This window comes from Mesorhizobium sp. GW821-FHT04C10, assembly GCF_059420305.1.
Window position 1 is genome coordinate 5,064,153 of record NZ_JBWKTL010000001.1, and the last position, 16,062, is coordinate 5,080,214.

Annotated in this window: 18 protein-coding genes; 11 read left to right on the forward strand and 7 right to left on the reverse strand. The window is 63.3% G+C overall.

Going from position 1 to position 16,062, the window contains the following annotated elements; all coding sequences use genetic code 11:
- Positions 1-110: 110 nt before the first annotated feature.
- Genes AC07UC_RS24690 through hutI form a run of 5 tightly spaced genes read right to left on the reverse strand, consistent with a single transcriptional unit; the run spans position 111 to position 5,981 of the window.
- Positions 111-689, reverse strand: coding sequence for a HutD/Ves family protein (locus AC07UC_RS24690; RefSeq protein WP_140768022.1), 579 nt, complete (start codon positions 687-689; stop codon positions 111-113).
- A gap of 4 nt (positions 690-693) precedes the next feature.
- Positions 694-2,367 (reverse strand): urocanate hydratase, encoded by a 1,674-nt coding sequence (gene hutU / locus AC07UC_RS24695; protein WP_494907698.1) that lies wholly within the window; start codon positions 2,365-2,367, stop codon positions 694-696.
- A gap of 25 nt (positions 2,368-2,392) precedes the next feature.
- The gene (gene hutG, locus AC07UC_RS24700; RefSeq protein WP_494907699.1) at positions 2,393-3,211 is read right to left on the reverse strand and encodes an N-formylglutamate deformylase; all 819 of its coding nucleotides are present in this window, start codon (positions 3,209-3,211) and stop codon (positions 2,393-2,395) included.
- Positions 3,211-4,752, reverse strand: a complete 1,542-nt coding sequence (hutH, locus tag AC07UC_RS24705; RefSeq protein ID WP_140768026.1) for a histidine ammonia-lyase — start codon at positions 4,750-4,752, stop codon at positions 3,211-3,213. Before hutH ends, hutG begins: the two co-directional genes overlap by 1 nt.
- On the reverse strand, positions 4,749-5,981 hold the full coding sequence (hutI, locus tag AC07UC_RS24710) for an imidazolonepropionase (protein WP_494907700.1): 1,233 nt from the start codon (positions 5,979-5,981) through the stop codon (positions 4,749-4,751). Before hutI ends, hutH begins: the two co-directional genes overlap by 4 nt.
- Before the next feature lie 98 nt (positions 5,982-6,079).
- On the opposite strand from hutI, the gene AC07UC_RS24715 reads away from it, so the two are divergent.
- Together AC07UC_RS24715 and hutC are read left to right on the forward strand one after the other, a co-directional pair.
- Positions 6,080-7,435, forward strand: coding sequence for a formimidoylglutamate deiminase (locus tag AC07UC_RS24715; protein ID WP_494907701.1), 1,356 nt, complete (start codon positions 6,080-6,082; stop codon positions 7,433-7,435).
- A gap of 6 nt (positions 7,436-7,441) precedes the next feature.
- A complete protein-coding gene (hutC, locus tag AC07UC_RS24720; protein WP_494907702.1) occupies positions 7,442-8,188 on the forward strand; it encodes a histidine utilization transcriptional repressor HutC in 747 nt (248 codons plus the stop codon).
- A 126-nt stretch (positions 8,189-8,314) separates the two neighbouring features.
- Here the strand turns inward: hutC and AC07UC_RS24725 are convergent, their stop codons facing one another.
- On the reverse strand, positions 8,315-8,659 hold the full coding sequence (locus AC07UC_RS24725; RefSeq protein WP_202323013.1) for a RidA family protein: 345 nt from the start codon (positions 8,657-8,659) through the stop codon (positions 8,315-8,317).
- A gap of 217 nt (positions 8,660-8,876) precedes the next feature.
- On the opposite strand from AC07UC_RS24725, the gene aztA reads away from it, so the two are divergent.
- The 6 genes from aztA (at position 8,877) to AC07UC_RS24755 (ending at position 13,625) form a co-directional block, all read left to right on the forward strand.
- A complete protein-coding gene (gene aztA, locus AC07UC_RS24730) occupies positions 8,877-9,698 on the forward strand; it encodes a zinc ABC transporter ATP-binding protein AztA (protein ID WP_140768034.1) in 822 nt (273 codons plus the stop codon).
- Positions 9,698-10,573, forward strand: a complete 876-nt coding sequence (gene aztB, locus AC07UC_RS24735) for a zinc ABC transporter permease AztB (RefSeq protein WP_140768036.1) — start codon at positions 9,698-9,700, stop codon at positions 10,571-10,573. Before aztA ends, aztB begins: the two co-directional genes overlap by 1 nt.
- Positions 10,574-10,601: 28 nt before the next feature.
- Positions 10,602-11,543: a zinc ABC transporter substrate-binding protein AztC gene (gene aztC, locus AC07UC_RS24740; RefSeq protein ID WP_140768038.1), complete on the forward strand. Its 942-nt coding sequence runs from the start codon at positions 10,602-10,604 to the stop codon at positions 11,541-11,543.
- 102 nt (positions 11,544-11,645) lie between these two features.
- Entirely contained in the window at positions 11,646-12,854 is a 1,209-nt protein-coding gene (gene zigA, locus AC07UC_RS24745; RefSeq protein ID WP_494907703.1) for a zinc metallochaperone GTPase ZigA, read from the forward strand.
- Between the two features lie 117 nt (positions 12,855-12,971).
- Entirely contained in the window at positions 12,972-13,310 is a 339-nt protein-coding gene (locus AC07UC_RS24750; RefSeq protein ID WP_056562770.1) for a protein tyrosine phosphatase family protein, read from the forward strand.
- Between the two features lie 21 nt (positions 13,311-13,331).
- Entirely contained in the window at positions 13,332-13,625 is a 294-nt protein-coding gene (locus AC07UC_RS24755; protein WP_494907704.1) for a hypothetical protein, read from the forward strand.
- Positions 13,626-13,659: 34 nt separating this feature from the next.
- On the opposite strand, the gene AC07UC_RS24760 is transcribed toward AC07UC_RS24755, so the two are convergent.
- Positions 13,660-14,127: an Lrp/AsnC family transcriptional regulator gene (locus tag AC07UC_RS24760; protein WP_202323017.1), complete on the reverse strand. Its 468-nt coding sequence runs from the start codon at positions 14,125-14,127 to the stop codon at positions 13,660-13,662.
- 138 nt (positions 14,128-14,265) lie between these two features.
- Between AC07UC_RS24760 and hppD the strand changes: the two genes are divergently transcribed.
- The 3 genes from hppD (at position 14,266) to AC07UC_RS24775 (ending at position 16,051) form a co-directional block, all read left to right on the forward strand.
- On the forward strand, positions 14,266-15,381 hold the full coding sequence (hppD, locus tag AC07UC_RS24765) for a 4-hydroxyphenylpyruvate dioxygenase (protein ID WP_494907705.1): 1,116 nt from the start codon (positions 14,266-14,268) through the stop codon (positions 15,379-15,381).
- A 71-nt stretch (positions 15,382-15,452) separates the two neighbouring features.
- Complete coding sequence (locus AC07UC_RS24770; RefSeq protein WP_494907706.1) at positions 15,453-15,677, forward strand: type II toxin-antitoxin system Phd/YefM family antitoxin; 225 nt, start codon at positions 15,453-15,455, stop codon at positions 15,675-15,677.
- Entirely contained in the window at positions 15,674-16,051 is a 378-nt protein-coding gene (locus AC07UC_RS24775) for a type II toxin-antitoxin system VapC family toxin (RefSeq protein ID WP_494907707.1), read from the forward strand. Before AC07UC_RS24770 ends, AC07UC_RS24775 begins: the two co-directional genes overlap by 4 nt.
- Positions 16,052-16,062 lie beyond the last annotated feature (11 nt).

The window sequence follows — 16,062 nt, forward strand, 5'->3', positions numbered from 1 at the left end:
TCGGCGGAGAGGATTCGGGCTTTTTCGTGATGCCGGCAAGAGCTTACGCTATATTTCACCGGCAGCACGATCATGTTTGGAAACAGGCGGTAACCGTTGGCGCGAAGGCGTCAGGCAGCGATCGTTATACGGATCACGAACACCGTCGTATCCCGAGCAGCCTCAATCCGCAGCGCGGAGGCATCCGGCCCGAGCAGCAGCGTGTCGAGCGGCCCGAGGCGAATTGACCCAGCCTCGGGGAAAGCGGCTTCGCCCTTGTGACAAAGGATGAGAGTCGAAGCGGCTTGGGTCGCGATTTCCGCAGGCCGCGAAATCACCAGACGCTCAACCGAATGCAGCTTGCGGCCACGGCGGGTCATGACGTTGAGATCGGTGATCGGGCCGGCGATCAGGGCGGCGCTGGTCGGCTGGTCGGCTGGAAAGGAAAAAGGCCGGGAAGCCGGTGTCAGCCGCGCCGCCGGCAGGCCGGCGATATCAAGCACGATGCCCTCGCCCTCCAGCACCGACAGTGTGCGGTCGATGCCGGCAAAGGTGGAGAATGGCCCGCTGCCCTCGACACGGGCCATCGAGACGCGCCAGTCGAAGTCATCGAGGCCCGCCCCGTCGGGTGAAACGGCGATCTCGGTCGTCGTGCCGCCGCCGTTCTTCCACGGCATGACGCGGTAGTCGGCGGCACGAAGAATGCGCATGATCTCAGCCGAGAATGCCGGGCAAGTTGAGCTGATGCTCCTTGGCGCACTCGATGGCGATGTCGTAGCCGGCATCGGCATGCCGCATGACGCCGGTCGCCGGGTCGTTCCACAGCACGCGCTCCAGGCGCCTGGCGGCATCGGGCGTGCCGTCGGCGACGATGACCATGCCGGCATGCTGCGAAAAACCCATGCCGACGCCGCCGCCATGGTGCAGCGACACCCAGGTGGCGCCGGACGCGGTGTTGAGCAGTGCGTTGAGCAGCGGCCAGTCGGACACGGCATCGGTGCCGTCCTTCATCGCTTCGGTCTCGCGGTTCGGCGAAGCGACCGAGCCGGAATCGAGGTGATCGCGGCCGATGACGACCGGCGCCTTGAGTTCGCCCTTGGCGACCATCTCGTTGAAGGCGAGGCCGAGCCGGTGGCGGTCACCCAGGCCAACCCAGCAGATGCGGGCCGGCAGGCCCTGGAAGGAAATGCGCTCGCGCGCCATGTCCAGCCAGTTGTGCAGATGGGTGTTGCCAGGCGTCAGTTCGCGCACCTTGGCGTCGGTCTTGTAGATATCTTCCGGATCGCCGGAGAGTGCCGCCCAACGGAACGGGCCGATGCCGCGGCAGAAGAGCGGGCGGATATAGGCCGGCACGAAGCCGGGAAAGGCGAAGGCGCTCTCGAAACCTTCATCCTTGGCGACCTGCCGGATGTTGTTGCCGTAGTCCAGCGTCGGCACGCCGGCGTTCCAGAACGCCACCATCGCCTCGACATGTTCGCGCATCGACGCGCGGGCAGCCTTCTCGACAGCCTTCGGGTCGCTGACGCGCTTCTCGCGCCACTCGGCCATGGTCCAGCCCTTCGGCAGATAGCCGTTGATCGGGTCGTGGGCCGAGGTCTGGTCGGTGACCATATCGGGGCGGATGCCGCGCCTGAACATTTCCGGCACGATCTCGGCGGCATTGCCGAGCAGCCCAACCGACTTCGCCTCGCCGGCCTTGGTCCAGCGCTCGATCATCTCCATCGCTTCATCGAGCGTCTCGGCCTTCTCGTCGACATAGCGGGTGCGCAGGCGGAAATCGATCGAGTCCGGATTGCATTCGATCGCCAGGCAGCAGGCGCCGGCCATGACGGCGGCGAGCGGCTGGGCGCCGCCCATGCCGCCGAGGCCACCGGTCAGGATCCATTTACCCTTGAGATTGCCGCCATAATGCTGGCGGCCGGCCTCCACGAAGGTCTCGTAGGTGCCCTGCACAATGCCTTGCGTGCCGATGTAGATCCAGGAGCCGGCCGTCATCTGGCCGTACATCATCAGACCTTTCTTATCGAGCTCGTTGAATTTCTCCCAGGTCGCCCAGTGCGGCACGAGGTTCGAGTTGGCGATCAGCACGCGGGGCGCATCGGCATGGGTGCGGAACACGCCGACCGGCTTGCCGGATTGCACCAAAAGTGTCTCGTCCTCACCAAGCGTCTTCAGCGAGGCAACGATGCGGTCGAAATCATTCCAGGTGCGCGCCGCCCGGCCGATGCCGCCATAGACGACCAGCTCGTTGGGATTTTCGGCGACGTCGGGGTCGAGATTGTTCATCAGCATGCGCAGCGGCGCTTCGGTCGTCCAATACCTGGCGTTGAGCTTGTCGCCGCGCGGCGCACGGACTTCACGGATGTTGTGGCGGGGATTGTTCATCATTGTCCCTTTCAAGACGGGCGGCGCGTCAGCGCCTTGCCCAGTCGATCGCGGTTTCGAGGATGGTCTTCAGCGTCGCGCGGATCGGCGCCGCATAGGTGGCGTCGTAAGGGACCGGCCAGTTCTCCGGCGACCCCTTCTGCGACGGCTCGCGCATATAGCCACGGTTGGAGAGCTCCATCTGCAGCGCATGAACACCGTTATGCGGCTGGCCGAAGCCGCGGGTGATAGAGCCGCCCTTGAAGCGACCGTTGACCACCCAGGTCTCGCCGGTCGCAGCGAGGATGGCGGCGACCTTATCCTGAAGAATGGGGTCGATGCTCTTGCCGTCATTGGTGCCGAGATTGAAGACCGGCAGCGTGCCTTCGAACAGCCGCGGCAGCACCGAGCGGATCGAATGGCAGTCGTAGAGTACGATCTTTTCATGCATGCCGCGCAGCCGGCCGATCTCGGCCTGCAACGCGGCATGATAGGGCTTGAAATAGGTTTCGCGGCGCTGATCAATCTCGGACGGGGTCGGCTCCTCGCCCATGCGATAAAGCGGATCGCCGTCAAATGTGTCGGTCGGGCAAAGTGTGGTCGTGGTCTGTCCGGGATAAAGCGAAACGCCTGAGGGGTCGCGGTTGACGTCGATCACGGTGCGCGAAATGGCGGTGTGCACAACGGTTGCACCGAGGTCGTTGGCGAAGTCATAGAGCTTGTCGATCCACCAATCGCAGTCGCGGCGGCCGAGCCAGGGCGACACCAGCCGGCTTTCGATGCCGGCAAGGTCGATGCCGGTGTGCGGGATCGACACCAGCAGCGGCGCGGTGCCTTGGCTGACTGTTAGCCAGGGTGTGGCGGCCATCATGCCGCTCCCGCAATCGACGGCAGCGCCACCGCGCCGGCAGCCTTCACGGTCGCGCCACTGCGCACCATGGCGATTGCCTTCTCCATGTCAGGGTGGAAATGCCGGTCATTGTCGAGATGCGGCACTTCGGCCCGGACCAGCTTGCGCACCGCTTCGAGCGCGGCGCTCGACGCCAGGGGCGCATGGAAATCGCAGCCTTGCGCGGCGGCCAGCAACTCGATGCCGATCACCGCCGTGGCATTCTCGACCATGCCGATCAGACGGCGCGCGCCGTGCGCGGCCATCGAGACATGGTCTTCCTGGTTGGCCGAGGTGGGGATGGAATCGACTGATGCCGGATAGGCCTTCTGCTTGTTTTCCGAAACAAGCGCGGCCGCCGTCACCTGCGGGATCATGAAGCCGGAGTTCAGGCCGGGCTTCGGTGTCAGGAAGGCCGGCATGCCGGACAGTGCCGGGTCGACCAGCATGGCGATGCGGCGTTCCGAGAGTGAGCCGATCTCGCAGACGGCAAGCGCGATCATGTCGGCGGCAAAGGCCACCGGCTCGGCGTGGAAATTGCCGCCGGAGAGCGCGGTGTCGTCCTCGGCGAAGATCAGCGGATTGTCGGTGACGCCGTTGGCCTCGGTTTCGAGCGTATCGGCGGCCTTGCGCAGCACGTCGAGCGCGGCACCCATCACCTGCGGCTGGCAGCGCAGGCAATAGGGATCCTGCACGCGCTCGTCGCCGACGCGGTGCGACTCGCGGATGGCACTGCCGGCCATCAGATTGCGCAGCGCGTCCGCCGTCTCGATCTGGCCACGGTGCTTTCTCAAGAGATGAATGCGCGGATCGAACGGCGCGTCGGACCCCTTGGCGGCATCAGTCGACAGCGCGCCGGCGACCAGCGCCGATTGGTAGAGAACCTCAGCGTCGAACAGAGCGGCCAGCGCATAGGCGGTGGAAAACTGCGTGCCGTTGAGCAGCGCCAGACCTTCCTTGGCGCCAAGCGTCACCGGCTCGAGGCCGTGCGAGACGAAGGCGACCTTGGCAGGGAAGCGGCCATGCGGAGTAAAGCATTCGCCGACGCCAATCATCACCGCCGTCATATGCGACAGCGGCGCGAGGTCGCCGGAAGCGCCGACGGAGCCTTGCGCCGGCACAACGGGGATGACGTCATTGGCAAGCATCGCTTCCAGCAACTCGATGGTTTCGGGGCGAACGCCAGAGGCGCCCTGCGCCAGGCTGGCAAGTTTCAGCGCCATCATCAGGCGGGCAACGGCAACCGGCATCGGTTCGCCGACGCCGGCGGCATGCGACAGAACGATGTTGCGCTGCAAGGTCTCGAGATCGCCGGCGGGGATACGCACGCTGGCCAATTTGCCGAAGCCGGTGTTGATGCCATAGACCGGCTCGCCCTTGGCGACGATCCTGGCGACAGCCTCAGCGCTCGCCTTGATCTTCGGGCGGCACGCATCGTCCAGCCTCAATGCTGCGCCACGGTAGATGGCGCGCCAGTCGGCCAGCGTCGCATTGCCGGGCTTCAAGGTCAGTTCGGTCATTGTCCTCTCCAGATGCGGGCATGAAGCGGGTTGAAGCCCATGCGGTAAACGAGTTCGGCGGGGCGCTCGATGTCCCAGATCGCCAGGTCGGCGGATTTTCCCGCTTCCAGCGTGCCGGTTTCCCCCAACAGGCCCAGCGCGCGGGCGGCCTCGCGGGTAACGCCCGCCAGACACTCATCGACCGTCAATGCAAACAAGGTCGCCGCCATGTTCATGGTCAGAAGCAGCGAGGTCAGCGGCGAGGTGCCGGGATTGTTGTCGGTGGCGACAGCCATCCTGACACCATGCTGGCGGAACAGGCCGATCGGCGGTTTCTTCGTCTCGCGAATGAAGTAATAGGCGCCCGGCAGGATCGTGGCCACGGTCCCTGATCTGGCCATCGCCACGGCACCGGCCTCATCGGTGTATTCGAGATGATCGGCCGACAGCGCGCCATAGCGCGCGGCGAGTTCAGCGCCATGCAGGTTGGACAGTTGGTCGGCGTGGAGTTTTACGGGAAGACCGGCTGCCTTTGCCGCATCGAACACGCGTGCCATCTGTTCCGGCGAGAACGCTATGCCTTCACAAAAACCGTCAATCGCGTCGGCCAGACCTTCGGCGGCAACCGCCGGTACGATGGTTCCGGCAACAAGGTCGATGAAGGCGTCCTTGTCGCCCTTGGCTTCGGGCGGCAGCGCATGGGCGGCCAGACAGGTCGTGCGGATCGTCACCGCCCGTTCGCCGCCCAGCCGGCGGGCGGCGCGCAGCGACTTCTTCTCATTGTCGACATCGAGGCCGTAGCCCGATTTGACCTCAACCGATGTGACCCCCTCGGCGATCAGCGCATCGAGGCGGGGCAGCGTCTGGGCGACCAGTTCGTCCTCGGTGGCGGCGCGCAAGGACTTGACCGAGGACACGATGCCGCCGCCGGCCCTGGCGACTTCCTCATAGGTGGCGCCAGCCAGCCGCATCTCGAACTCGTTGGCACGATTGCCGGCATGGACCAGATGGGTGTGGCAGTCGATCAGGCCGGGCGTGATCCAGCGGCCCTCGCAATCGACCGTGTCGCCCCGAGCAAGCGCCGAGGGCATCTCGGATTCCGGCCCGGCGTAGACAATGCGGCCATCCCGCGCGGCGACGACGCCATGCTCGACAATACCGAGACCGGCGGAACTTTCGGCCAAGGTCGCCAGGCGCGCATTGCGCCAAACACGAAGATCCCCTGCCCGGCTTTTGCTCTCTGCAGCCATCATCTTTTCCGTTTCAATCGGTGGCGATTATGTATATACATATTGAAACGCACTGCAAGTGCCATCATCGCATGAGAGACGGGAAAGCGGAGAGAAAAGTGACTGACATCTTTGCGGAACAGGCGCTTCTTCCCAATGGCTGGCACAACAATGTGCGGATCACCTGCGCCAACGGACGCATCACGGCCGTTGCGTCCGGGGCCACCGCGTCAGCCGGAGACGAGCGCCATTCCGTCCTGTTGCCCGGCATGCCCAATCTGCACAGCCACGCATTCCAGCGCGGCATGGCTGGTCTTGCCGAGCTTCGCGGCCCCTCCGCCGACAGTTTCTGGAGCTGGCGCGAGGTGATGTACCGTTTCGCACTGTCAATGACGCCGGACCAAGTCGAGGCGGTTGCGGCCCAGCTTTATGTCGAGATGCTGGAAGCCGGTTTTTCACGCGTCGGCGAATTCCACTATCTGCATCACGACCGCGACGGGAAACCATATGCCAATCTCGCCGAGATGGCCGAGCGCATCGCGGCCGCGGCTGGCGAAACCGGCATCGGCCTGACGCTGCTGCCGGTGTTTTACGCGCACTCCTCCTTCGGCGGCGCAGCGCCAAATGAAGGCCAGCGCCGATTCATCAACGATGTGAATCGGTTCTCCCGGCTTGTTGAGAAGGCTGGCGAATCGGTTCGCGCGTTGAATCAAGCCGTCGTCGGTGTCGCGCCGCACAGCCTGCGCGCCGCGACGCCGGAAGAACTGGCCCAGGTTGCTGCCTTGGCTCCAAATGGACCGATCCACATCCATGTCGCCGAACAGGTCAAGGAAGTCGAGGACTGCCTGGCCTGGTCCGGTGCGCGGCCAGTCGAATTCCTGCTTGGCCATGCCGATGTCGACCAGCGCTGGTGCCTGATCCATGCCACCCACATGACCGACACCGAAACCACAGGCATGGCCAGGAGCGGCGCCATCGCCGGTCTTTGCCCGATCACCGAGGCCAATCTCGGCGACGGGACGTTCGCGGCGCCGCTGTTCAGGGAGCATGGCGGCCGCTTCGGTGTCGGCTCCGATTCCAACGTGCTGATCGGCCTGCCCGACGAATTGCGCCAGCTCGAATATTCTCAGCGCCTGGCGCACCGCGCCCGCAACGTGCTGGCGGTGGCCGGCGGCTCGACCGGGCGGGCGCTGTTCGATGCGGCGCTTGAAGGCGGTGGCGTCGCGCTCGGTGCCGGTGCCTCGCGGATCGCCGCCGGCGCGGCCGCCGATCTCGTCTCGCTCGATGCCAAGACCCCCTCTCTGGCCGGCAAGTCCGGCGACGCCATCCTCGACGCCTGGATCTTCGCCAATGGCAGCAAGGTCGACTGCGTCTGGGTGCATGGGCAGAAACAGGTCAGCGGCGGCAGGCACCTGAAGCGAGACGCGGTAGGCGAGCGATTCCGCAAAGTGATGACGGCGCTGTCCGAAGGCTGATCCCAGATGAGCATGGCCGAAACGACCGAGATCGAGGACAGCGAGACCGTCTCGCTGCACCAGCGCATCCTCTCCGATATCCGCGAAAAAATCCTGTCCGGGGCCTGGGCGCCCGGTCACCGCATCCCGTTCGAACACGAGCTGACCGCCGAATACAAATGCTCGCGCATGACGGTGAACAAGGCGCTGTCGCAGTTGGCGAAGGCCGGCCTGATCGAGCGCCGTCGCCGTTCCGGCAGTTTTGTACGCCAGCCGCAGTCGCAGGCGGCGGTGCTGGAACTTCACGACATCAGGATCGAGGTCGAAGCGCTCGGCCTGCCCTATCGCTACGAACGGCTGGAGCGCCTGAAACGGCGCGGCAGCGCGGAGGACAGAGCGCTGCTAGGGCTGTCCGCGGCAGGGCCATTGCTGTGGGTCGAAGGCCTGCATTTTGCCGGCGAGCGGCCGTTCGCACTCGAGCAGCGCCTGATCAATCTTTCGGCTGTTCCGGAAGCGGGGGACGAAGAGTTCGTGGAAATCGCCGCCGGGCCTTGGCTGATCGGCCGCGTGCCCTGGAGCGAGGCCGAACACCGCATCCGCGCCATGGCCGCGGATGAGAGCGTTGCCGACGCGCTCGACATCGATCCCGGCGCGCCCTGCCTTGTGGTCGAGCGCCGCACCTGGAGCGCGGAACATCCAGTCACCCATGTCCGGTTTGTCTATCCCGCGGAAAGCCACACGCTGGTGGCGAGGTTTACGCCGTCGCAGGGGTAGCGCCTCTTCACCCTCCCCCTCGTGGGGAGGGTCGCTGCGAAGCAGCGGGGTGGGGGCGGCGCCAGCCCCCCACCCGGACCTGCGGTCCGACCTCCCCACAAGGGGGAGGTAGAAGGCGGCCGTGCCTTAAATCGCCGCCGTAATGATGATCTCGACCAGATATTCCGGGCCTGCGAGCTTGGCTTCGCCGGTAGCGCGGGCGGGAGTGTGGCCCTGCGGCACCCACTTGTCCCATTCCGAATTCATCTCGGCGAAGGTGCCCATGTCGGCCAGCCAGATGATCGCCTGAACGATCTTGGTCTTGTCGGTGCCGGCCTTGGCCAGCAATTCGTCGATGGCCGCCAGAATATCACGGGTCTGCGAGGCGACGTTGCCGCCGGGTTCGCCGACCTGGCCGGCCAGATAGACCGTGTTGCCGTGAATGACGATCTGGCTCATGCGCGGGCCAACATCGATGCGTCGAATGCTCATGGGAGGTTCCTTCCTGTTATGGGTGGCGACTGTTTAGAGTTGCGGTTCGCTTCGAGCAAGGCCGCCGGGGCCAAATCCCCTTGGACCAGCAAGGGTGAGATTCACGGCAAGTTGAGCCGCCGTTCGCAATTCCGCCCGATTGGCTTGTTGACTAATGTAATAACATCACATATCCAAACCGCCACCCCTGCCGGACATGGCATCGCCACGGAACGACATGACCCAGACCTGCCTGACATTCCGTGACCTGACGCTGGGCTACAACAGTCACCCGGCGATCCATCACCTCGACGGCGCGATCCGCAAGGGCTCGCTGACGGCCGTGGTCGGCGCCAACGGGTCCGGCAAATCGACGCTGATGAAAGGTATTGTCGGCGTGCTGAAGCCGATGGCCGGCGAGGTTGTTCGCGCACCCGGCGTGCGTGCCGCCTACCTTCCCCAGCAATCGGAACTCGACCGCTCTTTCCCGGCGCGCGTTGTCGACCTTGTCTCGCTGGGGCTCTGGCCGAAGCGCGGCATGCTCGGCCGCTACACATCGGAGGATCGCGCGGCGGTCAGTCAGGCGCTGATGGCGGTCGGCCTTGGCGGCTTCGAAAAGCGCCCGATCGACACGCTGTCGGGTGGCCAGTTGCAGCGCACGCTGTTCGCCCGTGTGCTGTTGCAGGATGCCGACCTCATCCTGCTCGACGAACCGTTCAACGCCGTCGATGCCAAGACTGTCGGTGACCTGATCGCCCTGATCAAGCGCTGGCATGGCGAAGAACGCACCATAATGGTCGTTGTCCATGATCTCGATCTGGTCCGTCAGAATTTCCCGGAAACCCTGCTTTTGGCCCGCCAGCCGATCGCCTGGGGCGAAACGCGCGAGACGCTGAAGCCGGAAAATCTGCTACGCGCGCGCCGCTTCCATGAAGCCTGGGAAGAAAACGCGCCCTGGTGTGAACCGAACGAGCACACCGACGATGATGCGCATGGCCACGATCATCACGGCCACGATCACGACCACCATCATCATGGCGCCGGACCGAGGGCTGCCTGATGGACACGCTCTATGGTCTTTTCATCGCGCCCTTCGCCGATTTCGCCTTCATGCAGCGGGCGCTGTTCGGCTCGCTGATGCTGTCGCTCGGCGCGTGTCCGATCGGCGTCTTCCTTATGCTGCGGCGCATGAGCCTGTCGGGTGACGCCATGGCGCACGCCATCCTGCCGGGTGCGGCCGCCGGCTTCCTGTTCTATGGCCTCGAAATCCTGCCGATGACCATTGGCGGCCTGATCGCAGGCGTCATCGTCGCGCTCGGCGCCGGCGCGGTCTCGCGCTTCACCATCCAGCGCGAGGACGCCTCGATGGCGGCCTTCTACCTGATCTCGCTCGCCATCGGCGTGCTGATGGTCTCGATCCGCGGCTCCAGCGTCGACCTCATGCATGTGCTGTTCGGCACCGTGCTGGCGCTCAACAACGAAGCGCTGACGCTGATCGGCGGCATCGTCGTGGTAACCCTGGTGAGCCTCGCCGTCTTCTGGCGGGCACTGGTCGCCGAATGCCTCGATCCGCTGTTCCTGCGTTCGGTCAGCCGCATGGGCAGCCCTGTGCATTTCATCTTCCTTGGCCTGGTCGTGCTCAACCTCGTCGGTGGCTTCCAGGCGCTGGGCACCTTGTTGTCCGTCGGGTTGATGATGCTGCCGGCGGCCGCCGCCCGCTTCTGGACGGTGCGCGTCGAGCCGATGTGCGTGCTGGCCGTGCTGATCGGCTTTGCCTCCTGCATCGCCGGACTGCTTTTGTCCTATCACGCCTCGCTGCCGTCCGGCCCGGCCATCATCCTGTCGGCCGGCGTCGTCTATTTCGCCTCGATCCTGTTCGGCACGCGCGGCATTCTGCGCGCGCGCATCATCCATCACCGTCACAGAACGGCCTGATCCCCGCCCCTCGAAAGGAGACCCGCTTATGCTGAAATCAATCCGTGCCGCCCTGGCGATGAGCGTTATAACATTAACTGCTTTTGGCGCTTCCTCGGCCTTCGCGGCACCGCTGAAAGTGGTCGCCAGCTTCACCGTCATCGCCGATTTCGCCAGGAATGTCGGCGGCGACCGTGTCGACATCACCACCATCGTCGGGCCGGATGGCGACGCCCATGTCTATGAGCCGAGCCCGGCCGACGCGGTCGCCATGGCCAAGGCCGACATCGTGCTGGTCAACGGCCTGCACTTCGAAGGCTTCTTGCAGCGGCTGGTCGATGCCAGCGCCACCAAAGCCTCTATCGTCACCTTGACCAAGGGCGTGACGCCGATCGACTTCAAGCCTGAATTCGCCGACGCCGACGCGGCCGAAGGCGCCGGCACCGGCGGCGGCAAGACGGTCACCGATCCGCACGCCTTCCAGTCGATCGCCAATGCCAAGATCTATGTGAAGAACATCGCCGAGGCCTTCTGCGCGGCCGACAGCGAGGGCTGCGTCAGCTACCAGACCAATGCCGCCGCCTACACCAAGAAGCTCGATGCGCTGGAAGGCGAAGTGAAGGCGGCGATCCAGTCGATTCCCGAAGCCAAGCGCGTCGTCATCACCTCGCATGACGCCTTCGGCTATTTCGAACACGAATATGGCCTGACCTTCCTCGCCCCGCAAGGCATCTCGACCGACTCTGAACCGTCTGCCGCCGATGTCGCCAAACTGGTCGAGCAGGTGAAGCAGGACAAGGCCGCGGCCATCTTCGTCGAGAACATCACCAACCCGCGCCTGATCGAGCAGATCGCCAGCGAGACCGGCATCAAGGTGGGCGGCACGCTCTATTCGGATGCGCTGTCGCAGCCCGATGGCCCGGGCTCGACCTATATCGACATGATGCACAACAACATCCGCCAGATCAAAGGCGCCATCCTCGGCAGTTGAGGAGCGCCGTGCTCGGAAAGGCGGAGCCAGTCTCCGCCTTTTTTAGCATTCAATACGTAATAAAATAACATAACAGATCGACTAAAATCCCGGAACCCAATCATGAATAAAATGCCCGGTCTCAAACGCCTTCCCGTCACCGTGCTTTCCGGCTTCCTCGGCGCCGGCAAGACCACGCTGCTCAATCACATATTGTCGAACCGCGAGGGCCGCCGCGTCGCCGTCATCGTCAACGACATGAGCGAGATCAATATCGATGCCGAACTTGTGCGCGATGGCGCCGACCTGTCGCGCACCGACGAGAAACTGGTGGAGATGTCGAATGGATGCATCTGCTGCACGTTGCGCGACGACCTGTTGAAGGAGGTCCGCGCACTCGCCGAACAAGATCGCTTCGACTATCTGCTGATCGAATCGACCGGCATCTCCGAGCCCCTGCCCGTCGCCGCGACCTTCGATTTCCGCGACGAGACTGGGAATAGCCTGTCCGACGTCGCCCGTCTCGACACGATGGTGACCGTGGTCGATGCGCTCAATCTGCTCAAGGATTATTCTTCGTCGGATTTCCTCAAGCAGCGTGGCCAGTCGCTTGGCGAGCAGGACGGCCGGGCGCTCGTCGACCTTCTGGTCGAGCAGATCGAGTTCGCCGACATCGTGGTGCTGAACAAGATCGGCGTGGCGAGCCCGCACCAGCGCGACATGGCAAGGCTGATCGTGCGGGCGCTCAACCCCAGTGCCGAGATCGTCGAAGCCGATTTCGGCAAGGTGCCGCTCGACAAGGTGCTCGCCACCGGCCGCTTCGATTTCGACAAAGCGCAGCAGAATCCGCTCTGGTTCAAGGAACTCAACGGTTTTCGCGACCATGTTCCCGAGACCGAGGAATACGGCATCCGTTCCTTCGTCTACCGAGCGCGAAAACCGTTCGAGCCGGCGAGGTTCCAGACCTTCATGGGCCGCGCATGGCCGGGCGTGGTGCGGGCCAAAGGCTTCTTCTGGTTGGCGACACGGCCGCGCCATGTCGGCGAAATGAGCCAGGCGGGCGCACTGGTGCGGACCGAAAAGCGCGGCCTGTGGTGGGCTGCCGTGCCGCAAAGCCGCTGGCCCGACCATGCCGAATGGCGTCAAAGCATGGCCCCCTATCTCGACCCTGTCTGGGGCGATCGCCGCCAGGAACTGGTCTTCATCGGCTGCGAACCGATGGATGAGGCGCAAATCCGCGCCGAACTGGACGATTGCCTGGTCGACGCCGAGGATTTTCGGCCTGAACAGTGGCGAGCGCTGCCCGATCCGTTCCCGGCCTGGGCAGCCTGAGTTGGATTCTCAGCGGGAAACGTCTATCTGCGCTGAATGATTTCTGTCGGCGCGGATTGCCGGCCACGTCGGGGAGTGGCAAGACTCCTCGACAAACCAGATTGCGAGGATGTTGCCATGGAATACCGCGAGATCAGCGAAGACTATTCGGTCTCGGGCCAGATCCAGCCCGAAGACGTCGCGGCCATCAAGGCCGCCGGCTTCAAGAGCGTCATCTGCAACCGGCCGGATGACGAACAGCCCGGCCAGCCTTCGGCCGACACGCTCAAGGCGGCGGTCGAAGCCGCAGGCCTCGCCTTCCGCTACATCCCGGTCATCAGCGGCCAGATCACAGCTGAGAATGTCGAGGATCAGGCCGAGGCGCTGGACGAATTGGAAGGGCCGGTCTTCGCCTATTGCCGCTCCGGCGCGCGCTGCACGAATTTGTATGGGTTGATCCAGCAGTCGAAGGGCTGATCCTTTGGCGCCAGCAGTGCAATGACCGATCGGATCTACGCCGCACTTACCTTAGCTGCGCTTTTTGGTGCAGTGCTCCCAATCCATTGGTTATCATACCAGCGCTACAGAATCGTGAAGCGGCATGGTGGCTTGGGGAAATTCGCCAGAGTTGGACACGCAGGGGTTGTTTCCGTCGACTGGGAAAGCAACCAACTGACCCGGGATTTCGTGATCGACTGGAAGCTGCACATTCCGGGATACAGCATCATTGCCTATGGACTCGCCTTAGTGTTCGGAACCATCTTCGCGGCAATGGCCTATTACCGGCACTAGCCCAAGGAAATTACTTTCGTGGCTGGCCGCGACGTCACAAAGGTAGACTACTCGTCTCCTTCAGCGTCTCCAGCACAATCGCTGTCTTTACATGCTGCACCGATTCATGTGGCAAAAGCACAGCGTTGACGAATTCCGACAGTGATTTGAGATCGGGCGTCACCACCTTCAGGATGTAATCCATCTCGCCAGTCAGCGCGTGCGCTTCCTGCACTTCGGGCAGCCGCGCCACCAATTCACCGAAGCGCCGGGCGTTGTCGCGGTTGTGGGTGGCCAAGGTCACCGAGATGACGTTGACCAGCGAGAAGCCGAGCTTGTCGCGGTCGAGCACCGCCCGATAGCCCTTGATGTAACCGTCTTCCTCCAGCCGCTGGCGGCGGCGCGAGCATTGCGATGCCGACAGGTTCACCCGCTCCGAGAGATCATTGTTGGTCAGCCGCGCGTCACCCTGCAGGAGCGCCATTATCTTGCGGTCAAACTGATCAATGCGCGTCTCATCCATGATTTTTTCTCTCAACATGCATGCTTCACGCATGAGATGATCATTTCAAGCGTTTGAATGCAAGCACCATGCGCCGACTGCGCGCTATGATGGCGTCAAATGGCCGTTTCAGACCGAGCCAGCTTCCGGAGGAATACCATGGGCCCCTTCCCGCACGACGCCCCGCCCGCCAAGATCAGCAAGGAAAACCCTGCCGGCACCGATGGTTTCGAGTTCGTCGAATTCGCGCATCCGGAGCCTCAGAAGCTGGCCGAGCTGTTCACCCGCATGGGCTATGTGGCGGTGGCCAAGCATCGCACGAAAGACATCACCGTCTGGCGCCAGGGCGACATCAACTATGTCATCAATGCCGAGCCAGGCTCGCATGCGATGAAATTCGCCGACAAGCATGGTCCGTGCGCCGCCTCGATGGCCTGGCGCGTGGTCGACGCCAAGCACGCTTTCGACCACGCCGTCTCGAAGGGCGCCACGCCGTATGAAGGCGACGACAAGGCGCTCGACGTTCCGGCGATCGTAGGCATCGGCGGCTCGCTGCTCTATTTCATCGATGCCTATGGCAAGAAGGGCTCGGCCTACGATGCCGAGTTTGAATGGCTCGGTGCGCGCGATCCGCGGCCGCAAGGCGTCGGCTTCTATTTCCTCGATCACCTGACCCACAATGTCTATCGCGGCCAGATGGATAAATGGTGGGATTTCTACCGCAATCTATTCGGCTTCAAGCAGATCCATTTCTTCGACATTGACGGCAAGATCACCGGCCTGGTCAGCCGAGCGATTACCTCGCCCTGCGGCAAGATCCGCATTCCGCTCAACGAATCCAAGGACGAGACCAGCCAGATCGCCGAGTATCTGAAGAAGTACAATGGCGAAGGCATCCAGCACATCGCGGTCGGCACCGACGAGATCTACGCCGCCACCGACAAACTCGCCGCCAACGGGCTGAAGTTCATGCCCGGCCCGCCGGAGACCTACTACGACATGTCGTACGACCGGGTGAACGGCCATGACGAGCCGATCGAGCGGATGAAGAAGCACGGTATCCTGATCGACGGCGAAGGCGTGGTCGACGGCGGCATGACCAAGATCCTGCTGCAGATATTCTCGAAAACCGTGATCGGCCCGATCTTCTTCGAGTTCATCCAGCGCAAGGGCGACGAAGGCTTTGGCGAAGGCAATTTCCGCGCGCTGTTCGAATCGATCGAGCAGGACCAGATCAAGCGCGGTGTGATCAGGGTGGACGGCAAGGCAGCGTAGGCTGCCCCGAACCGAACTTTCTTACGGCGCGAGCCATTATGACCTAAATTATGGTCATAAAGGATCGCGCTATGAATGTTTCCATCGCCGAGGCCAAGGCTAAATTGTCTGAACTCGTCAGCCGCGCTGAAGCCGGCGAGGAGATCATACTTACACGCCACGGCAAAGTGGCCGCGCGCATTGTACCGCCGGCGGCCGCCGAAACGCTGCTGCGTATCGGCGCCTTGAAGGGCACGATCTGGATTGCGGACGATTTTGACGAACTCGGTCCCGAATGGGACGAGTACGTGAAATGACGGTCGGCCAGTATCTCGCCGACACCCATATCATCCTCTGGTCGATTTCGGACGACCGACGTCTCAGCGAACAGCACCGCGCTATCCTGGCTTCGGACGCGGTGGTGTTCGCCAGCGCGGCAAGCGTGTGGGAAATCGCCATCAAACGTTCGATCGGAAAACTCGATACGCCGGACGATCTGCCAACGTTGCTTCCAAGGATGCGATTTCAGCCGCTCGCCGTAACTTTACATCATGCGAATACCGTCAGCGGCCTACCCCAGCACCATGGTGATCCGTTCGACAGACTGCTGATCGCGCAGGCGCAGGTGGAGAACCTGACCATCCTAACATCTGACCCGCATTTAGCCCGCTACGGCATCGCTCTGGCCTGATAGGCGAAAAA